The sequence below is a fragment of the Pseudomonas sp. KU26590 genome, from assembly GCF_026153515.1.
Classification (GTDB): domain Bacteria; phylum Pseudomonadota; class Gammaproteobacteria; order Pseudomonadales; family Pseudomonadaceae; genus Aquipseudomonas.
The window spans coordinates 4,898,881-4,917,601 of record NZ_CP110644.1 but is presented as its reverse complement, the minus strand read 5'-3'; the positions used below and the strand labels follow the sequence as shown (position 1 = coordinate 4,917,601).

General features: G+C 61.3%; 14 protein-coding genes. 10 read left to right on the top strand and 4 right to left on the bottom strand.

Going from position 1 to position 18,721, the window contains the following annotated elements:
* Positions 1-2: 2 nt before the first annotated feature.
* Positions 3-1,100, bottom strand: a complete 1,098-nt coding sequence (locus OKW98_RS21900) for an enoyl-CoA hydratase/isomerase family protein (RefSeq protein ID WP_265386634.1) — start codon at positions 1,098-1,100, stop codon at positions 3-5.
* Positions 1,101-1,373: 273 nt separating this feature from the next.
* Between OKW98_RS21900 and OKW98_RS21895 the strand changes: the two genes are divergently transcribed.
* Positions 1,374-2,477: an IS110 family transposase gene (locus OKW98_RS21895; protein WP_265385193.1), complete on the top strand. Its 1,104-nt coding sequence runs from the start codon at positions 1,374-1,376 to the stop codon at positions 2,475-2,477.
* A 455-nt stretch (positions 2,478-2,932) separates the two neighbouring features.
* Here the strand turns inward: OKW98_RS21895 and egtB are convergent, their stop codons facing one another.
* Positions 2,933-5,080, bottom strand: a complete 2,148-nt coding sequence (gene egtB, locus OKW98_RS21890; RefSeq protein ID WP_265386633.1) for an ergothioneine biosynthesis protein EgtB — start codon at positions 5,078-5,080, stop codon at positions 2,933-2,935.
* Between the two features lie 467 nt (positions 5,081-5,547).
* Here egtB and OKW98_RS21885 point away from each other — a divergent pair, with 467 nt between their 5' ends.
* The 3 genes from OKW98_RS21885 (at position 5,548) to OKW98_RS21875 (ending at position 9,737) form a co-directional block, all read left to right on the top strand.
* Complete coding sequence (locus tag OKW98_RS21885) at positions 5,548-6,720, top strand: XdhC family protein (protein ID WP_265386632.1); 1,173 nt, start codon at positions 5,548-5,550, stop codon at positions 6,718-6,720.
* A gap of 105 nt (positions 6,721-6,825) precedes the next feature.
* Positions 6,826-8,526, top strand: coding sequence for an MFS transporter (locus OKW98_RS21880; protein ID WP_265386631.1), 1,701 nt, complete (start codon positions 6,826-6,828; stop codon positions 8,524-8,526).
* 95 nt (positions 8,527-8,621) lie between these two features.
* Positions 8,622-9,737, top strand: coding sequence for an HlyD family secretion protein (locus tag OKW98_RS21875; protein WP_416147533.1), 1,116 nt, complete (start codon positions 8,622-8,624; stop codon positions 9,735-9,737).
* Between the two features lie 56 nt (positions 9,738-9,793).
* Here OKW98_RS21875 and OKW98_RS21870 read toward each other — a convergent pair whose 3' ends face one another.
* Positions 9,794-10,336, bottom strand: coding sequence for a cytochrome b (locus OKW98_RS21870; protein ID WP_265386629.1), 543 nt, complete (start codon positions 10,334-10,336; stop codon positions 9,794-9,796).
* A gap of 674 nt (positions 10,337-11,010) precedes the next feature.
* Here OKW98_RS21870 and OKW98_RS21865 point away from each other — a divergent pair.
* The 6 genes from OKW98_RS21865 to cysC are packed head-to-tail and all read left to right on the top strand — an operon-like array spanning position 11,011 to position 16,210.
* Entirely contained in the window at positions 11,011-12,114 is a 1,104-nt protein-coding gene (locus OKW98_RS21865) for a transaldolase family protein (protein WP_265386628.1), read from the top strand.
* Positions 12,111-12,842 (top strand): sulfotransferase family protein, encoded by a 732-nt coding sequence (locus tag OKW98_RS21860; RefSeq protein WP_265386627.1) that lies wholly within the window; start codon positions 12,111-12,113, stop codon positions 12,840-12,842. The genes OKW98_RS21865 and OKW98_RS21860 overlap by 4 nt, the downstream gene beginning before the upstream one ends.
* 2 nt (positions 12,843-12,844) lie before the next feature.
* Entirely contained in the window at positions 12,845-13,576 is a 732-nt protein-coding gene (locus OKW98_RS21855) for an SDR family NAD(P)-dependent oxidoreductase (protein ID WP_265386626.1), read from the top strand.
* A 45-nt stretch (positions 13,577-13,621) separates the two neighbouring features.
* Positions 13,622-14,827, top strand: coding sequence for a hypothetical protein (locus OKW98_RS21850; protein WP_265386625.1), 1,206 nt, complete (start codon positions 13,622-13,624; stop codon positions 14,825-14,827).
* A complete protein-coding gene (locus tag OKW98_RS21845) occupies positions 14,796-15,578 on the top strand; it encodes a class I SAM-dependent methyltransferase (protein WP_265386624.1) in 783 nt (260 codons plus the stop codon). Before OKW98_RS21850 ends, OKW98_RS21845 begins: the two co-directional genes overlap by 32 nt.
* A 26-nt stretch (positions 15,579-15,604) precedes the next feature.
* Complete coding sequence (gene cysC, locus OKW98_RS21840; protein WP_265386623.1) at positions 15,605-16,210, top strand: adenylyl-sulfate kinase; 606 nt, start codon at positions 15,605-15,607, stop codon at positions 16,208-16,210.
* Positions 16,211-16,371: 161 nt separating this feature from the next.
* Here the strand turns inward: cysC and glgX are convergent, their stop codons facing one another.
* Positions 16,372-18,591: a glycogen debranching protein GlgX gene (glgX, locus tag OKW98_RS21835; protein ID WP_265386622.1), complete on the bottom strand. Its 2,220-nt coding sequence runs from the start codon at positions 18,589-18,591 to the stop codon at positions 16,372-16,374.
* Between the last annotated feature and the right edge of the window lie 130 nt (positions 18,592-18,721).

Here is an 18,721-nt window from a genome sequence, read left to right as displayed (position 1 = left end):
GGTCACACCTCATGACCGCTGAAGAAGCTTGCCACGTGCTCGGCATCCAGGGCCTGCACGCGGGAAGGGCTCCATTGCGGTTTCTTGTCTTTGTCGACGACCAAGGCGCGAACGCCTTCGATCAGGTCACCGCGTTCAAACCACTGGCGGTCCAGATGCAGCTCCAGCGCAAAACAATGCTCCAGCGGCATATGCCGGCCGCGGCGCAGCAGCTCCAGGGTGACCGCCATCGCCAGCGGTGAACGGGTCTGCATCAGGTGCGCGGTCTCGAGGGCCCAGGCATGGGTGTCGTAGACGCTCACTTCCAGCAATTGTTCGATGATGCTCCGCACGTCCGGCAGGGCGAAAAAATGATCAATGGCCGGACGTAGTTTCTCCAGCGGCGGAGCGGGCAGTTGCTGCACACCAAGTTTTGCCAGCGCGCCCTGCACATCCTTGAGCGGGGTCAGGCTCCACTTCAGGTTATCCAGCTGCAGGTCGAGCTCATCGAGGCGTTGGCTGTCGAGATACCAGTTCGCCAGCCCGCAATACAGGGCGTCGGCGGCCTGGATCTGCACGCCGGTGACGCCCAGGTAAATCCCCAGCTCGCCGGGCACGCGAGGCAGAAAGTAGCTGCCGCCCACATCAGGGAAATAACCGATTGCCACTTCCGGCATCGCCAGACGGCTGCGTTCAGTGACCACGCGCAGGTCCGCGCCCTGGGCCAGGCCCATGCCGCCGCCCAGCACGAAGCCGTCCATCAGGACGATGACGGGTTTGCGGTAATGATGAAGGGTGAGGTCCAGCGCGTATTCTTCGACGAAGAAATCCAGGTGCTCGGTTCGACCGGTCTTGAAGCTGTCGTAGAGCGAGCGGATGTCGCCGCCGGCGCAGAAGGCCTTCTCGCCGGAGCCACGCAGGACCACGGCGTAAACGTTGTCATCCTTCGCCCAGGCGTCCAGCTGAAACTGCAGCTGGCGGACCATGTGCAGGTCGATGGCGTTAAGGCCCTGGGGACGGTTGAGGGTGAGATGACCAATGTGATTGCGTACGTCGGACAGAATGCTGTCGCAGGCCGATTGCTGGCCCGCGTATTCGGCAGGTAGTACCTGAGCCGTCATTGCTGACTCCCTGTTGCTTATTGTTGTACTCAATCCCCGGCTGAGTCGCCGGGATCCGTGAGGGTGCTAACGGATGCTACCAGCGCCATTTTGCAAATGACACCGGAGAATCCTGAGGGGGTGCGCACCGCGCCTGACGCAGACTGATGTAGGTGCGCGCCACTTGCATCTCTGCGAATGGCCCTGATCCGTAATTGGATGGACTCGCCCAGGCCGAGGCGTCAATGCGCCACGGTGGCAGTCTAAACAGCCAACGACAGCGAGGGCGAGTCCATGAAAAAGCATACGACGGTTAATCAGTCTCTGTCTTCATCCGATCTCCCGGCATGCACCACCGTGGCGATTGATCTTGCCAAGCGGGTCTTTCAGATCGCTGGTGAAGATGCCTTGGGCCAGGTGCTCTATGAGGAGCGGATCAAGTCACGAGAAGCCTTCTACGCATTTTTGTGCAAGCTCGAACCGCACGTTATCGTTCTCATGGAAACCGGTCCGGGCGCTCAAGCCTGGGCGCGGCAGCTGCAAGATCAGGGCAATCTGGCACGCATACTTCCAGCCGGGCGCGTCGCTGATCATCGCAGCGGCGCCAAGAATGATCGCAACGATGCGCTCGCAATATTGCGCGCGGGCCGCGACAGCAGAATTTCGGCAGTGCCCATCAAAAGTGCCGCGGAGTTGGCCATGCAGGCATTGCACCGTATTCGCCAAGGTTACGTGCGTCGGCGCACAGCAGTGGGTAACCAGATGCGCGGTTTGCTGCTCGAGCACGGCGTCGCCATGGCGCAAGGCGAGGTGGCGATCAGCCAGAAAGTACCTCGGGTACTGGAAGACGCTACCCAGCCGTTGCCGGAGATGTTGCGCGAACTGATCGACGAGTTGCTGGGCGAATGGCGCCATTTGGGCGAGCGAGTCAGTGTATTGACCGGGCGTCTGGAGGTTGCTGCGAAACGGGACAAGACCGCCGTGCGGCTGATGACCATACGCGGTGTCGGGCCGATCATTGCCACCGCGATAGTAGCCAAGCAAACCCGGCCTGAGCGATTCGCTGACGCGCGCATGTTTGCGGCCTACTTCGGCCTGGTGCCCGATCAAAACAGCTCAGGAGAGCGGGTTCGCCTGGGTCGAATGACCAAGCGTGGTGATGGGTACATCCGCAGCCTGGCGATACAGGGTGCTCATGCAGTGTTGAGGCAGCTGCGGCACGACTCCGAGCAGCCGGATGACCGTCGGCTGTTGCAGTGGCTGAGCCGTCTGGGAAGCAAAAAAGCCGCCGTACGGCTGGCGAACCGCAACCTGCGCATCATCTGGTCGCTTTTACAGAATGATCAGACTTATCGTCGTGAGCCGTCCAATAGGCAGGCGGCGGCGATGAGTCACTGATCCAAAGCGTTCTGCCACCGGGGCGCAAAAGCGCTCCTGCCCCTGCTAGAAAACATTGACCCCAGGTAAGACCGTCGCGGATAGATGCCTTGGCTCCTACTGGCCCTTGAGGCCTGACTGTAATAGGCATACCGCGAGCTCAACCAATGTTGGCCAGAAGCCCAGAGCGGCTTCCTCGAACAGGCCTTATACATAGATGCAACCGGGTGGCGGTGTTGAAAAGCGGGTAGACAGTGGAGGCGAGTCCATACATAGGAGCCGGCTTGCTGGCGAACCGCTTCATCCACCCGCCGCCAATGTGGCTGACCGGGCGAGTTCGCCAGCAAGCCGGCTCCTACAGTCGCGTGTCGTGCACGAGCTTTACGGAAAATACATCAACCGTAGGAGCGCGCCTGACGTAAATTCAGGCGCGAACTGATGTCCACCCTAAGACAGCCGGCCCCAGGCGATCTTGATTACGCCTGCAAGCTGAACAACGCCACCTCTGGCGCGTCGCTGATCCAGGATTCGCTGACGGTCCACCCCGCACGCGCTGCCAGTTCGGTGAACGACTCAACCGTGAACTTGTGGGAGTTCTCGGTGTGCAGCCGTTCCCCGGCGGCGAAGCGGAAGGTGTGCCCGGCGACCGTGACGCTCTGCTGTTTGCGGCTCACCAGGTGCATTTCCATGCAGGCCTGTTCGGCGTTCCACACCGCCAGATGATCGAAAGCGGAAACATCGAAGTCGGCGTTCAGCTCGCGATTGATGCGCGTGAGCAGGTTCTTGTTGAACTGCGCGGTCACGCCTTCGGCGTCATCGTAAGCCGCCACCAGCGTCTGCTCGTCCTTGACCATATCGACACCGACGATGAAATGCGCGTTTTCGCCCAACACATCGTGGGCACTGTGGAGAAAATCAACGGCCTGCTCGTGGCTGAAATTGCCGATGGTGGAGCCCGGGAAGAAACCCACGCGGGTGTGGCCATCGGCTTCTTCAGGCAGCGTAAGTACGCGGGTGAAATCGTCGACTTGCGGGGCGACGATCAGCGACGGGTAACGTTGGCGCAACGACCTTGCGGCTTTATTCAGTGCCGTCGCACTGATGTCGATCGGCACGTACACCGCGATGTGTGGCGCGGCATCCAGCACCAGACGCGTTTTCTCGCTGGCGCCGCTGCCGAATTCCACCAGGGCCGCGCCGGGTGGAATGGTCGCGGCGATCTGCCCGGCGATGCGTTTCAGCAACCCGGTTTCCGCGCGGGTCGGGTAGTACTCGGCGGTTTCGCAGATGGCTTCGAACAGGTCGGAACCCGCTGCGTCATAGAAATACTTGGGCGACAGGGTTTTCTCCGGGGCGCCGAGACCGGCCACCACGTCGCGGGCGAACTCGCTGTCGTTCGGATCAACCGCGCCGGGCTGACGGCTGTCACGGGCCAGGCGCAGGCCCGAGACCATCCAGCGCTTGTCGGCGTGGAAGAAGTTGCGATAGGTCAGGCGGCAATGATCGGGCGACGTGACGCTGGCACCGCCGCGCAGGACCATCTGATTGACCATGAATTTGCCGTTGTACTCGCCCACTGCACCCACCGATGGCTTGAAGCCGGGGTAGGCGCTGTAGGCGCTTTGCGTCCACTGCCAGGCCACATCGTCCACTTGCTCCAGCAAGCCGGCGCGGGCGGCGGCTTCCCATTCGGCTTCGGTGGGCAGGCGCGCGTCTGCCCAGAGGGCAAACGCCGCGGCTTCGTAATAACTGATGTGGGTGACCGGCGCCGACGGGTCAATCGACTCAAGGCCGCGCAGGCTCATGCGGCTCCAGCCGTTCTCGTCGTGCTGCCAGTACAGCGGGGAATTCCAGCCGTTTTCCTGCACCAGCGTCCAGCCTTCAGACAGCCACAAGGCGGCGGTGTGATAGCCGCCGTCGGCAATAAAACTCAGCCACTCGCCATTGGTCACCAGCCGGTCGCTGATCTCGAAGGACTGCAAGTACGTGGTATGGCGCGGCCCTTCGTTATCGAACGAAAAACCGTCGCCGTCGTGGCCGATTTCGGTCAGGCCGGCGCTCAGCGGTTTGAAATGACCGCGACGGCCCGACAGGTCTTTCGGCCAGCGCGGGCTGTAGGCCGGTTTCAGGGACGACAGACTGAACAGATGCAGGATGTCCATCAGCAGCAGTTCCTGATGCTGCTCTTCATGGGCCAGGCCGAGTTCGATGAGGCTGGTCATTTCGTCGCTCAGCGGCGTCATCAGCAGCGTCGTCATGTTCTCGTCGACGTGCCTGCGGTAAGCCAGCACCTGATCAACGCTCGGCCGGGTCATCAGGCCGCGTTGTGGGCGGGGTTGACGCGGACCGACGGCTTCGTAATAGGAGTTGAACAGGTAGCCGAACGTCGGATCGAACGCTTCATACGCCGGCAGGTTCGGCATCAGCAGGAAGGTCTCGAAGAACCACGTGGTGTGCGCCATGTGCCATTTAGCCGGGCTGGCATCGGGCATCGACTGCACTACCATGTCCTCGGCGCTCAGCGGCTCGACCAGAAATTCGGTGCGGTCGCGCACGCTCTGAAAGCGCTGGCACAGGGTGTGCGTGGAGGATGTTTCGCGAAGCTGGCGTAATTGGCGCGTCATCAGATGCTCTCCGGCGTAGCCGATGCCCGGTGGACCCGGTGGATTGATTCCACGCAGCCAGGCGGTATGGCGATTCAGGGTTTGAGGCTCGCAGTGTGCGGAATGTTCAACCGAAATATCCAAATGGAGGATCGACGCACCCATGAGTACGCTGATGCCTGTGATCATCAGCGCTCGCATGGGTTTAACGGCAAGCAGCGAGTGTAGCCTCGGTATCGCCCCGGGGCGGTCTCGTCCGCTGAGTCGGTGACCGATGGCCAACGGGCGCCTCGTCTGCGGTACCCTGCACGTCAATCATCCCGATGCGCCGTGAATGACGCAGATGCCTTGGGCAAAACCTGAACCTGCGCGGCAACTGACAGTCAGCACAACAGCACTTCTGTCCGAGACGGCAGCGGCGCTTCAGGGTAGGTGTCAGGTTAAACGTGAATCACGTCAGATGAATGAAACGGTTTTTGGGGACGCGCATGAATGATCTATCCAGTCTGCTGGGGGCGCTCGATGAAGCGCAGACCGGGCAGCAGGAGGCAGTGATCGCCACGGTGGTCAAGGTCGAGGGCTCGGCTTATCGCCGCCCCGGTGCGCGGATGATTATCGCGTCGATGGGCGAAGCGACCGGCACCGTCAGCGGCGGCTGCCTGGAAAGCGACGTCAGCAAGAAGGCCTGGTGGCTGACCGCCAATGGCAAACCGTCCCTGCGCACGTACAGCACCGGCGAGGACGACGACGAGCTCGAAGACGCCGAACTCAGCTTCGGTCTGGGCTGCAACGGCACGGTGCACATCCTCTTCGAACGGATCGATCCGCAGGCGGCGAGTCTGGTGGTCGAAGTGTTGCGTGAGGTCAAGGCCAGCGGCACCGGCGCGGCGCTGGCGACGGTGATCGGAACCCAGAGCGAACGTCACACCGCGTTGGGCGAGCGGGTGGCCATCCGTTCATCGGGGCAGGTGCAGGTTGAAATGCGCGAGCGCTGGCTGGCGACGGCCGTGGCCGAGGACCTGAAAACGGTGCTTGATGCCCGCCGCTCGGCGACGCGTACCTACGAGAGCGCAGACGGCGCCGTTGAAGTGCTGCTTGAGTACATCGCAGCGCCGCGTCGACTGGTGGTCTTCGGTGCCGGGCATGACGCGATGCCGCTGGTGAGCATGGCGCGGCTACAGGGCTGGCACATCACGGTGATCGATGCGCGCTCGCACTTCGCCCGGCCCCAGCGTTTTCCGGATGCCGATCAGGTGCTGTCCGCGCCGTTGCAGCCAATGCCCGAACTCCACGGGATGGTCGCCGATGCCGCCGTGGTGGTGATGACCCACAGCCTGAGTCAGGATCGTCACTGGCTGGGGCAGGTTCTGCAATCGACGCCACGCTACATTGGCCAGCTCGGGCCGCGCAGCCGCACCGAGCGTTTGCTCGACGAGCTGCCGGATCAAGCCCGTGAAGCCGCTGCGCAGGCCAGCCTGCATTATCCGGTCGGACTGGACCTGGGCGGCGACGCGCCGCACAGCGTGGCGTTGTCGATCCTTGCGGAGATCAACGCCGTGTTCAACAGCCGCAGCGGCGGGATGCTCAAACATCGGCAAGCGAGCATTCATGCGGTGGATGTCACGCTTGAGCAGGCGCGGGAGCTGAGAATGATCAGCTAGTGGTCAGCCAGGAATGATCAGCTAGCTTTTACGGGGGCAGCTCCCATACGGGCCGCCCCCATCGCTTTTCAGTTGTATCGGCACGGCATTCATCAGGTCCGCTCAATGAACGACAAGTACAGACCCCACGACTGGGCCCCCCACGAGCGACCGACGTTGCCGGGGTCGCCGTCGACGCCCTTGCACGCGACGCCCAAGCGCTGGGCGTATGCCATCGTCGGTGTGATCGTGGCGTTGACCGGCGGGCTCGGCAATGCGCTGGTGGTCGCCAACCTTCAATACCTGCAAGGCTCGCTGGGCGCCACCCAGGCAGAGATCGCCTGGCTGCCCGCCGCGTACGTCATGACCAACGTTTCGATGAACCTGCTGCTGGTAAAGTTTCGCCAGCAGTTCGGTTTGCGCGCCTTCACCGAAGTGTTCCTGGTGCTGTACGCGCTGGTCACCTTTGCGCACCTGTTCGTCAACGACATCGAATCGGCGGTTGCCGTTCGGGCAGCCCACGGCATGGTCGGCGCGGCGCTGAGTTCGCTGGGCCTGTACTACATGATCCAGGCCTTCCCGCAGAAGTGGAGAATGAAAGCGCTGGTGCTGGGGCTCGGTACCGCGCAGCTGGCGACACCGCTGGCGCGACTGGTCTCCGAAGACCTGCTGCAAATCGCCGAGTGGCGCGGGCTTTACCTGTTCGAACTGGGCATGTGCCTGCTGTCCCTGGGCTGCGTACTGATTCTCAAACTGCCGCCCGGCGACCGCTTCAAAGCCTTTGAAAAACTCGACTTCCTGACCTTCGCCTTGCTCGCTTCAGGCTTCGCGGCGTTGTGCGCTGCGTTGTCGCTGGGGCGGATCGAATGGTGGCTTGAAGAGCCGTGGATCGGCGTCGCCCTGGCCTCGTCCATCGTGCTGATCGTGGCCGGGCTGTGCATCGAGCACAACCGCACCCGCCCGCTATTGATCACCCGCTGGCTGGGCAGTGGCCGGATGATCCGTTTCGCCTTCGGTGTGCTGCTGACGCGGATCGTGCTGTCGGAGCAATCCACGGGCGCGGTCGGTTTTCTTCAGGGCCTGAATCAGGGCACCGAGCAGTTGCACACGTTGTACCTGTTTATGCTGCTGGGCAGCGTCGCGGGCCTTGCGGTCAGCGCGCTGACGATCGATCCGCAGCACCTGTTCAAGCCGCTGATCATCTCGCTGGCATTGATGGCGATCGGTTCAAGCATGGACAGCTTTTCCACCAGCCTGACCCGTGAACCGCAGATGTATTTCAGTCAGTTCCTGCTGGCGTTCGGCGGCACGTTCTTCCTCGGACCTACCCTGGTCCTGGGCATCAGCGGGGTGATCAGCAACCCGCGCAACATGGTCAGTTTTTCGGTGATGTTCGGGATCACCCAGAACGTCGGCAGCCTGATCGGCTCGGCGTTGCTGGGCACCTTTCAGGTCTGGCGCGAGAAATTCCATTCGGCGCACATTGTCGAGCACGTCACGCTGATTGATGCGCAGGTGCAGTCGCGCCTGCAAAGCGCGAGCGGCGCGTATATTTCCGCCATCGCCGACCCGGCGGCGCGCACCAGCCTGGGCATTCGCTCGCTGGCGACCGCCGCCACGCGCGAAGCCAATACCCTGGCCTACAACGACGTATTCATGCTGATCGCAGTCATCGCGGTGCTGACCATGATATGGATCACCGGCCGCGCCACCTGGCTGTGGATCACCACCGAGCCGGTCGCACCCTTTACTCCGGCGACCCCTGCGGGCGCGCGTGGTAACGGTGAAGCCTCTTCCTTAACACCTTCTGGCGCTCAACCTTCATGACAGAACCCGGTAAACCTTCTGGCAACGCTTCCAACAGTTCTGCGGGCGGCTCGGCTCCGTCTCAAACAACCTCCGCAGCGCCCGCGCCGGCCGTGATGCCGGCCACCACGCAACCGCGTTCGGCGCGCATACGCCTGGTGTCCTCGATTCTGTTCGGTGGCATTGCCCTGGCGGGTGTCCTCATCGTGTTGTACGCATGGCAGTTGCCGCCGTTCAGCAGCCCGATCGAAAGCACTGAAAACGCCCTGATTCGCGGGCAGACCACGGTCATCGGCCCGCAATTGAGTGGCTACGTCTATGAAGTGCCGGTGCAGGATTTTCAGTGGGTCAAGCAGGGCGACTTGCTGGTGCGCATCGACGACCGGATCTACCAGCAGCACCTCGATCAGGGCATTGCGCAGTTGGGCGTTCAGAAGGCTGCGCTGGCCAATAATCTGCAACAACGGCGCAGCGCCGAGGCCACCATTGCCCAGCGTCAGGCAGCCGTTGCGAATGCCCAGGCACAGAGTGAAAAAGCCGCGGCCGACCTTCGCCGGGGGCAGGCGTTGGTGACCGATGGTTCGGTGTCCAAGAGTGAGTTCGACGTCACCCGCGCCGCCGATGCGCAAGCAAAGGCAGCACTGGCCGAAGCCAAGGCAGCGCTGGAGATTTCCCGTCAGGACCTGCAAACGGTGATCGTCAATCGCGGCTCGCTGGAAGCCTCGGTGCAGAATGCCGAAGCCGCCATCGAGCTGGCGCGGATCGACCTGACCAACACGCGCATCACCGCGCCTCGGGACGGCCAACTGGGCCAGGTCGGGGTACGACTGGGGGCGTACGTCAATTCCGGCGCACAGTTGATGGCACTGGTGCCGCGCCCGCGCTGGATCATTGCCAACATGAAAGAGACCCAGATGGCCAACGTGCGCCTGGGTCAGCCGGTGAGCTTCACCGTTGATGCCCTGGAAAACCTGAAGATGCGCGGCCGGGTACAGCGCATCTCGCCCGCAGCGGGGTCTGAGTTCAGCCTGCTGCCTGCCGACAACGCCACCGGCAACTTCGTCAAGATCGCCCAGCGTATTCCGGTGCGCATCACCATTGACGACGACCAGCACGACGTGGACCGCCTGCGCCCGGGGATGTCGGTGGTGGTCAGCATCGACACCAGCCAGGACGGCGCCGTACCGCCCGACCCGGTGGATGGCAAGGTGGACTCAGCCGATCGGCGCTGAGCCCGTCCACTGCCTGCCCCTGTTGCCGATGACGGGGGCGCCGTGCAGGAAATCGCTTACACCATGCGCTTGACGGTGTTGTCCTTGCGCACGAAGTGATGCCAGAGGGCTGCGATCACGTGCAGGCCGATGACGTAGTAAAAAATGGTGCCCAGCAAGACGTGGTAGTGCTCCAGCGTTTCGGCGGTGTCCTTGGACATGTCGAACGGCGATGGAATGCTCAACGCAGTCAGGGGGATCGGCACGGCGCCGCGCTCCAGCAGCACCGTGAACAGACCCATAAGCGGTTGCGCGAACAGGAAAGCGTACAGCGCGTAATGGGACAGCGTGGCGGCCAGACGCAATACGCCTTCCAGGGGCGGGGTAATGCCTGGCGGGGTGTGGCGGTGGCGCTCGGCGATGCGGAAAAACGCCATGACCAACACGACGATGCCAACCCAGAAATGCGTTTGCACGACGAAGGTCCGTGCGTCACTGCCACGGGCCAGCTGGGTACGGCTCAGGATCAGCGCGTAGGCGAGCACAATCAGGATCGCCATCACCCAGTGAAACCAGCGGGCTTTATAGCTGTAGCGTTCGGTAGCGGGAGGTTTGCTCACGGTCAGGTCTCTTGGTCTGTTGTTTTGACTGGCGCAGTGCAGTGACCGCCCCTGCGCCTTCATAACCCAATGGTCGACGGTCGTCGAGGAGAAAGGTCCAAGGCGCGCGGCACAAAGGCCGTCGCGTGCTTTCCGCTAAACGCGGTGACGACCTGTTCGCTTAACTTTTAGCAAGGAATTAATAATAAGTAGTATGACTAATTAATTCAGCCCTCGATGGGTGTGACGTTCATTATGAACAACGACTCATCAATACAAATTTGCACTGAATGTTGTATTGAATATTGAATTCATTCGTTTGAGTTGCTTCAAAAAAGGGAAGCACTTCCAATAATGATTCATCCAAATATCCGACATAAAAACGGGTATTTCTTATTCTTATTTGGCATAAAAATCCCGGCGAATTGCATTTGACAGGTTATCTGAATGGATCCATCTTATTGCCTCGAAGGCTCAGATCCTGACTATCAGCTTGAAAAAGCTGGCATTTTGCCCGTGCGCCGCCGGGGCCTCGATTTTCGTGACTCTATCGAAAAGGGAAGGGCATTTACATGGATGCTTCGGGCTTTATTCAACTTCTAAAACATTATAACTCCGATGCGCAAGTCTGGTTCGATTCCTCACCCACTGTATATAAAGAATGCCAGAGCAAGTTGCTGCGTGCGTATCCGGCGATGCGTGATCTTATTACCGAACTGTTGCCCGATGAACTGAGTCGCTCGGTTGCGGGCGTCAGCGGGGCCACCACCAATCCATCGTTGATCAGTCAGGCGGTTATGAGCAATGCAGCCCACTACCGTGATTTTCTCCACACCTTGCCGACGTCCCTGCCGGCAGAAACCCGACTGCGACTGCTCTACGACCAGATGATCATCGACAGTGCCCAGCCGTTGCTGCCGCTGTTCAAACATTCAAAACAGCGTTATGGCTGGCTGTCCGCGCAGATTGAGGGCGGGCACTGGATGAACCAGGACGCGCTGGTCGCCCGGGGGCTGGAGCTGGCGGCGCTGGCGCCGAACGTCATGATCAAGATCCCGGGCAGCGCCCAGGGCTATCGCGCCATCGAGCAACTGGTGGCGCGGGGCTGCTCGATCAATAACACCTTCTGTTTTACCGTTTCCCAGCTGGATGCCTGCCTCAAGGCCATCCACGCCGGGCGTCAGCGGGCGCTCGCCAACGGCGTGAACACGGAGCGGGCGCGTTACGTGGTCAGCTTCATGATCGGCCGGCTGGGTGCAGAACCGGAGTTTGAGCGGCAGGCGCGGGCCAGTCGCATCCACCTCGGTGCCACGGATAAACGCTGGGCCGAACTGGCGGTGTATCAGGCGATGCAGGCCCTGATGCGCAAGCGCGAGACACCGGCGCAGCTGTTGCTGTGCAGCATCAAGGTCGACACCGATGCCCGTGGGCGCGAGCATTGCTGGCACCTGCAGCGCACCGGCGCCGACACCACGCTGTACACGCTGACGCCCCAACTCATCGAATTTCTCGTACGCCGTCAGCAGGCCGGGCGCAGCATCGCACCGGCGACGGAATGGGTGCAGATTCCCGGCAAAGTGCTCGACCGCCTTCTGGCCATTCCGTATTTCAACCAGGCGTACTTTGAAGGCGGCCTGACCCCGGACGAATACGCTCGTCATCCGGCGTTCCTGACCGCAAGCAATGACGTACGCCTGGGCGTGCAGCGCCTGCACGGCTTCATCGCCGACACCCTCGATGCGCCAGGTTTCACGCCTCGCGTCGCGCGTCACCCAGCGACCCTGGAGGGGCGGGCATGAACCGCATGATTGGCCTCTGGGCCCATCCGCGCTCGCGATCGACGATCCTCGAAAGGGTGTTCATCGAGCGTGGTGACTTCGAGGTGTTCCATGAGCCGTTTGCCCACATGGCCTTCGACGAACACTCGGCCATTCCCCACGGGGACCTCAACGGCGGCATGCCCCGTGACTACTCCGGCATCAAGGCCATGTTGCGCGATGCTCGCCAGCGTGCCCATGTGTTCCACAAGGACATGGCGTACCACTGCCTCGCCCCGTTGAAGGCCGACGCCGAGTTTCTGCTGGAGCAACAGAACATCTTCATCATTCGCGACCCCGCCCGGGCGATCCTTTCCCATCACGCGGTCTTTGCGCAGATGCCGGCGCACGCCATTGGCCATCAGGCGCTTTACGAGATCTTTCGCAAGGTCAGGCGACTGACCGGGAAAGTCCCTTACGTGATAAACGCCGAGGACCTGGCAAGCCGTCCGGAGCTCACCCTGCGCAGGCTTTGCGACCACCTGCAACTGGACTTCATGCCCGAGGCGCTGAGCTGGGCCGCGACATGCCCCGAACAGTGGAAGGCCTGGCGCAGCTGGCACAGGGACGCCGAGAACAGCACCACGATTACGCCGGGCACTGCCCATTTCGACGAGCGCCCTCTGCACGCCGATCCCCGCCTGGTGGCGTATTTCCAACTCCATCGCCCTTTCTATGCGCGCATGAATCAGTTCACTCAGCAGGGATAGCCATGAAGAAAATCGTCATCACCGGCGCCGCCAATGGCATCGGCAAGGCCACCACGTATGCCTGCGTCAAGGCCGGGTATTACGTTATCGCAGCGGACAGCGACAGACTGGGGCTGCAGTCGCTTCAGGCAAGCCTGCCCCTGCACCGACTGGAAACCCACCTGGCGGACTTCTCCCAGGCGCACGTCTATCAGTCGTTTATCAGCAACCTGTACGACCTTCACAAACACCGGGCGCTGTATGCCCTGGTCAACAACGCGGGGATCTATCACGGCAAAAGTGTGTACGACTACACCGACGCGGAAGTGGACGAGATCTGGGCCGTCAACCTCAAATCGCTGGGCTACCTGTCCAGGGACTTCGCACGGCGGGAGTCGGCGGCCGGCTACTCGCGCAGCATCGTCAACATCACCTCGGTGGCAGGGGAGGTCGGCAGCATGGATGCGTGGTACGGCGCGACCAAGGCAGGTGTGATCGGGCTGACCAAGTCCAACGCCTGGAATTTCAGCCCCGGGGTCAGGGTGAACGCCGTGTCACCGGGGCTGATTCGCGACACCTCGATCCATGACCGTATTCCCGAGCACCGGCGCCGGGAGTACGAGCGACAGGAACTCATCAAGGAGCCCATTCAGCCCGAGGGAGTAGCCGACGTCATTCTGTTCCTGCTGTCGGAGCAAAGCCGTCACCTGACCGGAAAAGTCATCGCAGTGGATAACGGCGCCTACCCGCGCTAGTGATCGAAATCAGAGGGTTCCTCACCCATTTCAGGGAGTAGCACCATGCACCGCAAAAAACTGCTCATCGTTGGCGGCGGCAACTTGTGCCTGCAAGTTCTGCAGATTCTGGCCCCGCGCAATCAGTTTGAATTCCATGTGGCCAGTCGCGACAGCGAGAAAACAACCCGCCTGTGCAACCTGATCCGTCTGGCCGCGCTGCAACAGAATGTGACGGTCGAGATCCACAGCCACCCCATGGAGCTGCGTGAAGCGTGCATCAGTCGCAACGCCGAAACGCTGTTGAAGATCAAGCCGGATATCATCCTCAACTGTGCTTCGCTGCAATCCTGGCGGGTGATCACGCAATTGCCGGCCGAGCGCTTTGCTGCCCTTGATCAGGCGCAGCTCGGGCCCTGGCTGCCGATGCACCTGGCGCCGGCCTACGCCCTGATGCGAGCGGTCAAACAGGCCTGCCCGAAAAGTCTGGTCGTCAACGCGGCGTTCCCGGACGCGGTCAACCCGATTCTCTACAAGGTCGGCATGGCGCCGGACGTTGGCATCGGCAACATCGCCAATCTGATCCCTGCGACGCGCAGCGCCATCGCGCGCCTGGCCGACTGCCTGCCAAAGCAGGTGTGCGCCAAACTAGTGGGTCATCACTATTTCAGCCACAGCGTGCCCCGCCATGGCCTGCCGCCGCAGCGGCTGGACGCCAGTTTCAACCTGACGTACTGGATTGACGGCGAGGAGCGCACCGGCGAACTCCCGGCGGAGGCTATTTTCGGCTGCGTCGCCCGTGAATTCAGTCGGCTCGGCGGCGTCGACGGGCAGTACCTCACCGCCATGTCGGCGGTGACGGTGCTGGAAAACCTGTACGCCGACCACGAGGTGCGGGTGCACGCTCCCGGGCCCCACGGTTTGCCCGGCGGCTATCCGGTCAAGGTCGGCATGGGCAAGGTGCTGCTCGACCTGCCTTACGGCGTGACCCGCGAAGAAGCGATCAAGGTCAACGAAGCGGGGCAGCGGCTGGACGGTATCAAGCTGATTCGTGCCGATGGATCGGTGGTTTTCGGCGATGAGCAGATGCACGTCATGCAACGCGAATTGGGTTTCGCCATGAACGAGATGCGCGTGTCCGACGCCGCTGCCTGGGCAGAGGAGCTTGGCAGTAAATACCTGGCCTACGCAGACGCTACCCATCACCACACCAGCAACCATCACACAGGAGTCAGCGCCCATGACGCCGGTTATCGCGCTTTCGCCTGCTGACCGATCAGACATTGCCGATGAGGACTACGCCCGCCAGTACGCGGCGGACTTCGTCGAGCGCTGGGACGAACTCATCGACTGGGAAAAGCGCGCCGCTGGCGAGGGCTTCTTCTTCTACGATCTGCTGCGTCAGGCCCGCGCCTGGCGTGTGCTGGATGCCGCCACCGGCAGCGGCTTTCATGCGGCGCAGCTGCACAAGGCCGGCTTCAACGTCACCGCGTGTGACGGCAGCCCGACCATGGTGGATCGCGCCCGACGCAACTTCGATCGGCTGGGCGTCGACGTGCCGGTCCACCGTTACGACTGGCAAGCGCTGGACGCCCGCGTGCTGGGCACGTTCGACGCGGTGCTGTGCCTGGGCAGTTCGCTGTGTCACCTGTTCGACCGCGAGGCGCGCATCGCCGTGCTGAAACGGTTTCGGCAGATGCTCAAACCCGGCGGACTGCTGCTGATCGATCAGCGCAACTTCGAAGCCATCCTCGCCGGCCGCTTCACGTCTTCAGGTCGCTATTACTACTGCGGCAATACCGCCAGCGTCACCCTCGGCGAACTCGACGAGTCGGTGTGCGAGTTCGTCTATCGCTTCGCCGACGGTGCGCAGTATCGGCTACGGGTGTGCCCGGTTCGCCCGCGCCAGTTGCAGGACGAACTGCGCGCGGCGGGTTTCAGTGCCGTCCATGCGTACGGCGATTTCAAACCGGTCTACGACGTCATGAGCGTGGACTTCATCATCCATCACGCTCGCGCCTGAAGCTGACTCAAGGAGGAGCCCTTTTCATGAATACGCACAATCCTGGCCTGACGCAGCACAACCCTCTGGTGCCGTACCCGTTCAGCGAGATTACGCCGGCCCCGTCCGCCGCCCGCCCGAGCGTCATCTGGTTGACCGGCCTGTCGGCGGCGGGAAAATCCACCATCGTCGACAGCCTCAATCCGGTGCTCCGGGCACGTGGCTTGATGACCTGCATTCTGGACGGCGATTCGGTGCGAACCGGCTTGTGCCGTGACTTGAGTTTTTCTGCCGAGGATCGTGAAGAGAACGTGCGGCGAGTGGCAGAAGTGGCGGCGTTGATGGTTGAAGCGGGGTTGACGGTGATGGTCGCGTTAATCTCCCCAACCCGCTCGGCCAGGAAGCTGGCCCGTTCGATTGTGGGCAGTGCGCGGTTTGTGGAGGTGTTTGTGGATGTGCCGTTGGCGGTGGCTGAAGCCCGGGATCCGAAGGGGTTGTACCGCAGGGCTCGGGCTGGGCGGATTTCAGGGTTTACCGGGCTAGATTCGGCGTACGAACCGCCGGAGTTTCCGGAGCTGCATATTCGCAGTGATGAGGTGGAGGTGGGGCGGGCGGTGAGGATGATCGATGACTGGTTGTTGGCGCGGGGGTAGGGGGCTGGGACTCGAGGTATATCAGGAATGAAAGGGCCAGCCCATCGGTTATGGGCGGGTTTCGAGTCCAGCGGATGAACACGTTCCATAGACATCGGTCCACCGGTATGGCCCAGCCGCCTGGGTCATCCCCATCAACCGATGTCCGGGGAAGTACGCCGCTATTTCTTGTATCTGTTGTCGCCCGGACGCACCTGCCTTTTCTTGTTTATAGACAGCTCAAATAGCAACGTCGAACGCCCGGTGACCTGATAGCTGTCGCCAAACCTGAATGTTTGTTCCCCTCCCTCCAGTTCCGGCTGATGGGTGTCCAGTTGCAGCGTCCAGTGCTGGCCCAGCGGTACCTCGGGCAGAACGAAGTCGACGACATCAAAATGGGCGTTGACGATGATCAGCAGGGAGTTCTCACCGCCCGCTTTACGGATGCCCGTCGGTTGTGCGCGGCCATCGAGCAGAATACCCATGCAACGATTGTTGCCATCACTCCATTGTTCGTGGGCCATCTCCTGACCATTGGGTTGCATCCAGCTGACGTCTTTGATGCCCAGTTGCTCGTTGTAGACACCGGTGAAGAAACGGTTGCGGCGCAGCAGCGGATAGCGCTGGCGAAGCTGGATCAGGTACCGCGTGAAGTCTTGAAGTTCGGCGCTTTTCTGACTGATGTCCCAGTTGAGCCAACTGATCTCGCTGTCCTGGCAGTAAGCATTGTTGCTGCCCCGTTGAGATCGGGCGAATTCATCCCCGGCCAGCAGCATGGGCGTGCCCTGAGCCAGGAACAGCGTGGCGAGCAAATTGCGCATCTGTCCGTAGCGCAATTCGATGATCTCGGGATCATCGGTGTCGCCTTCGACGCCGCAGTTCCATGAGCGATTGTCAGAGTGGCCGTCACGATTATCTTCACCGTTGGCCTGGTTGTGCTTGTCGTTATAGGACACCAGGTCGTGGAGCGTGAACCCGTCGTGGGCGGTAATGAAGTTGACCGAGGAAGCAGGCTCTCGACCCCGTCGGTTGAACTCATCGCCGGAGGCCAGGAGGATTTTGGCAAAATCACCGAGTCGATCGGCATCGCCCTTCCAGAACGCGCGGGAAATATCACGAAACTTGTCGTTCCATTCCATCCACCCTGGCGGGAAATTACCGACCTGATACCCGCCCGGCCCGCAATCCCAGGGTTCTGCGATCAGCTTGACGTGATTAAGGGTCGGGTCCTGGCGACAGGCATCAAGGAAGCCCCCACCCTCATCAAAGCCGTAGGGTTCACGGCCCAGTATCGTCGCGAGGTCAAAACGAAAGCCGTCCACCCCCATCTCATTGCTCCAGTAACGCAGCGAGTCGGTGACCATCTGTAATACGCACGGGTGACTCATATTCAGCGTATTACCCGTACCTGTGTCGTTGATGTAATAGCGCGGATCGTCAGGCATCAGACGGTAATAGTTGGCGTTATCGATGCCCTTGAGCGACAACGTCGGCCCCCTCTCATTGCCTTCGGCCGTGTGGTTGTAAACCACGTCGAGAATGACCTCGAGCCCGGCTTTGTGCATCCGCGAGACCATTACTTTGAATTCGCCGATCGACGCGCCGGCCATGTAGCGGGCATGGGGCGCGAAGAAGGCCAACGTGTTGTAGCCCCAATAATTTCGCAGGCCTTTCTCAAGCAGGTGATGGTCATCCAGGAAGTAATGGACAGGCATCAACTCAACCGAGGTAACGCCGAGCCACTTTATGTAGTCAACCACGTCACTTTCGTGGAAGGCGGCGAACGTACCGCGCACCGCCTCTGGCACGCCGGGATGCTGTTGGGTAAAGCCGCGCACATGGGTTTCGTAAAAAACGGTACGTGCCCAGGGCACATTGGGCTTGGGGGTGTTGCCCCAGGTGAAGGCCGGATCAATGACCCGACAGCGAGGCATGAAAGGCGCACTGTCGCGTGCGTCGAAAGACAGATCCGCATCGGGGTGGCCGATGGTGTAGCCAAACAGCGCATCGTCCCACTGCAACTCACCAACGATCTGCTTGGCATAAGGGTCGATGAGCAGTTTGTGATGGTTGAAACGATGACCGTTGCGCGGCTCATACGGGCCGTGCACTCGATACCCGTAAAGGGTGCCCGGCCGTGCATCGGGCAGGTAGCCATGCCAGGTTTCGTTGGTGAATTCCGGCAGTTCGATCCGCTCGATTTCTTCCTTGCCCTCGGCGTCGAACAAGCACAGTTCGACCTTGGTGGCATGGGCCGAGAAGATCGCGAAATTAACCCCGGAACCGTCCCAGGTGGCTCCCAGCGGGTAGGGCTGACCTTCCAGCACGCGTGAGTGCGTCTGGTTCTGGAAAGGGTTATAGGCGCTGGTTTCGGCCCCGTTATCAGGCGTCTTGGCGATCATATTCATGGCTCATGTTTAGCGTTTTCCGAGCCCGACGGGCCAAAAACGCTGTATGAAAAGAAGAAGCGCGGGGGCGGGCATCGTTTGAAGTAGATGTAATTTAAATAGCCCTCAACGCCCTCGATGACAT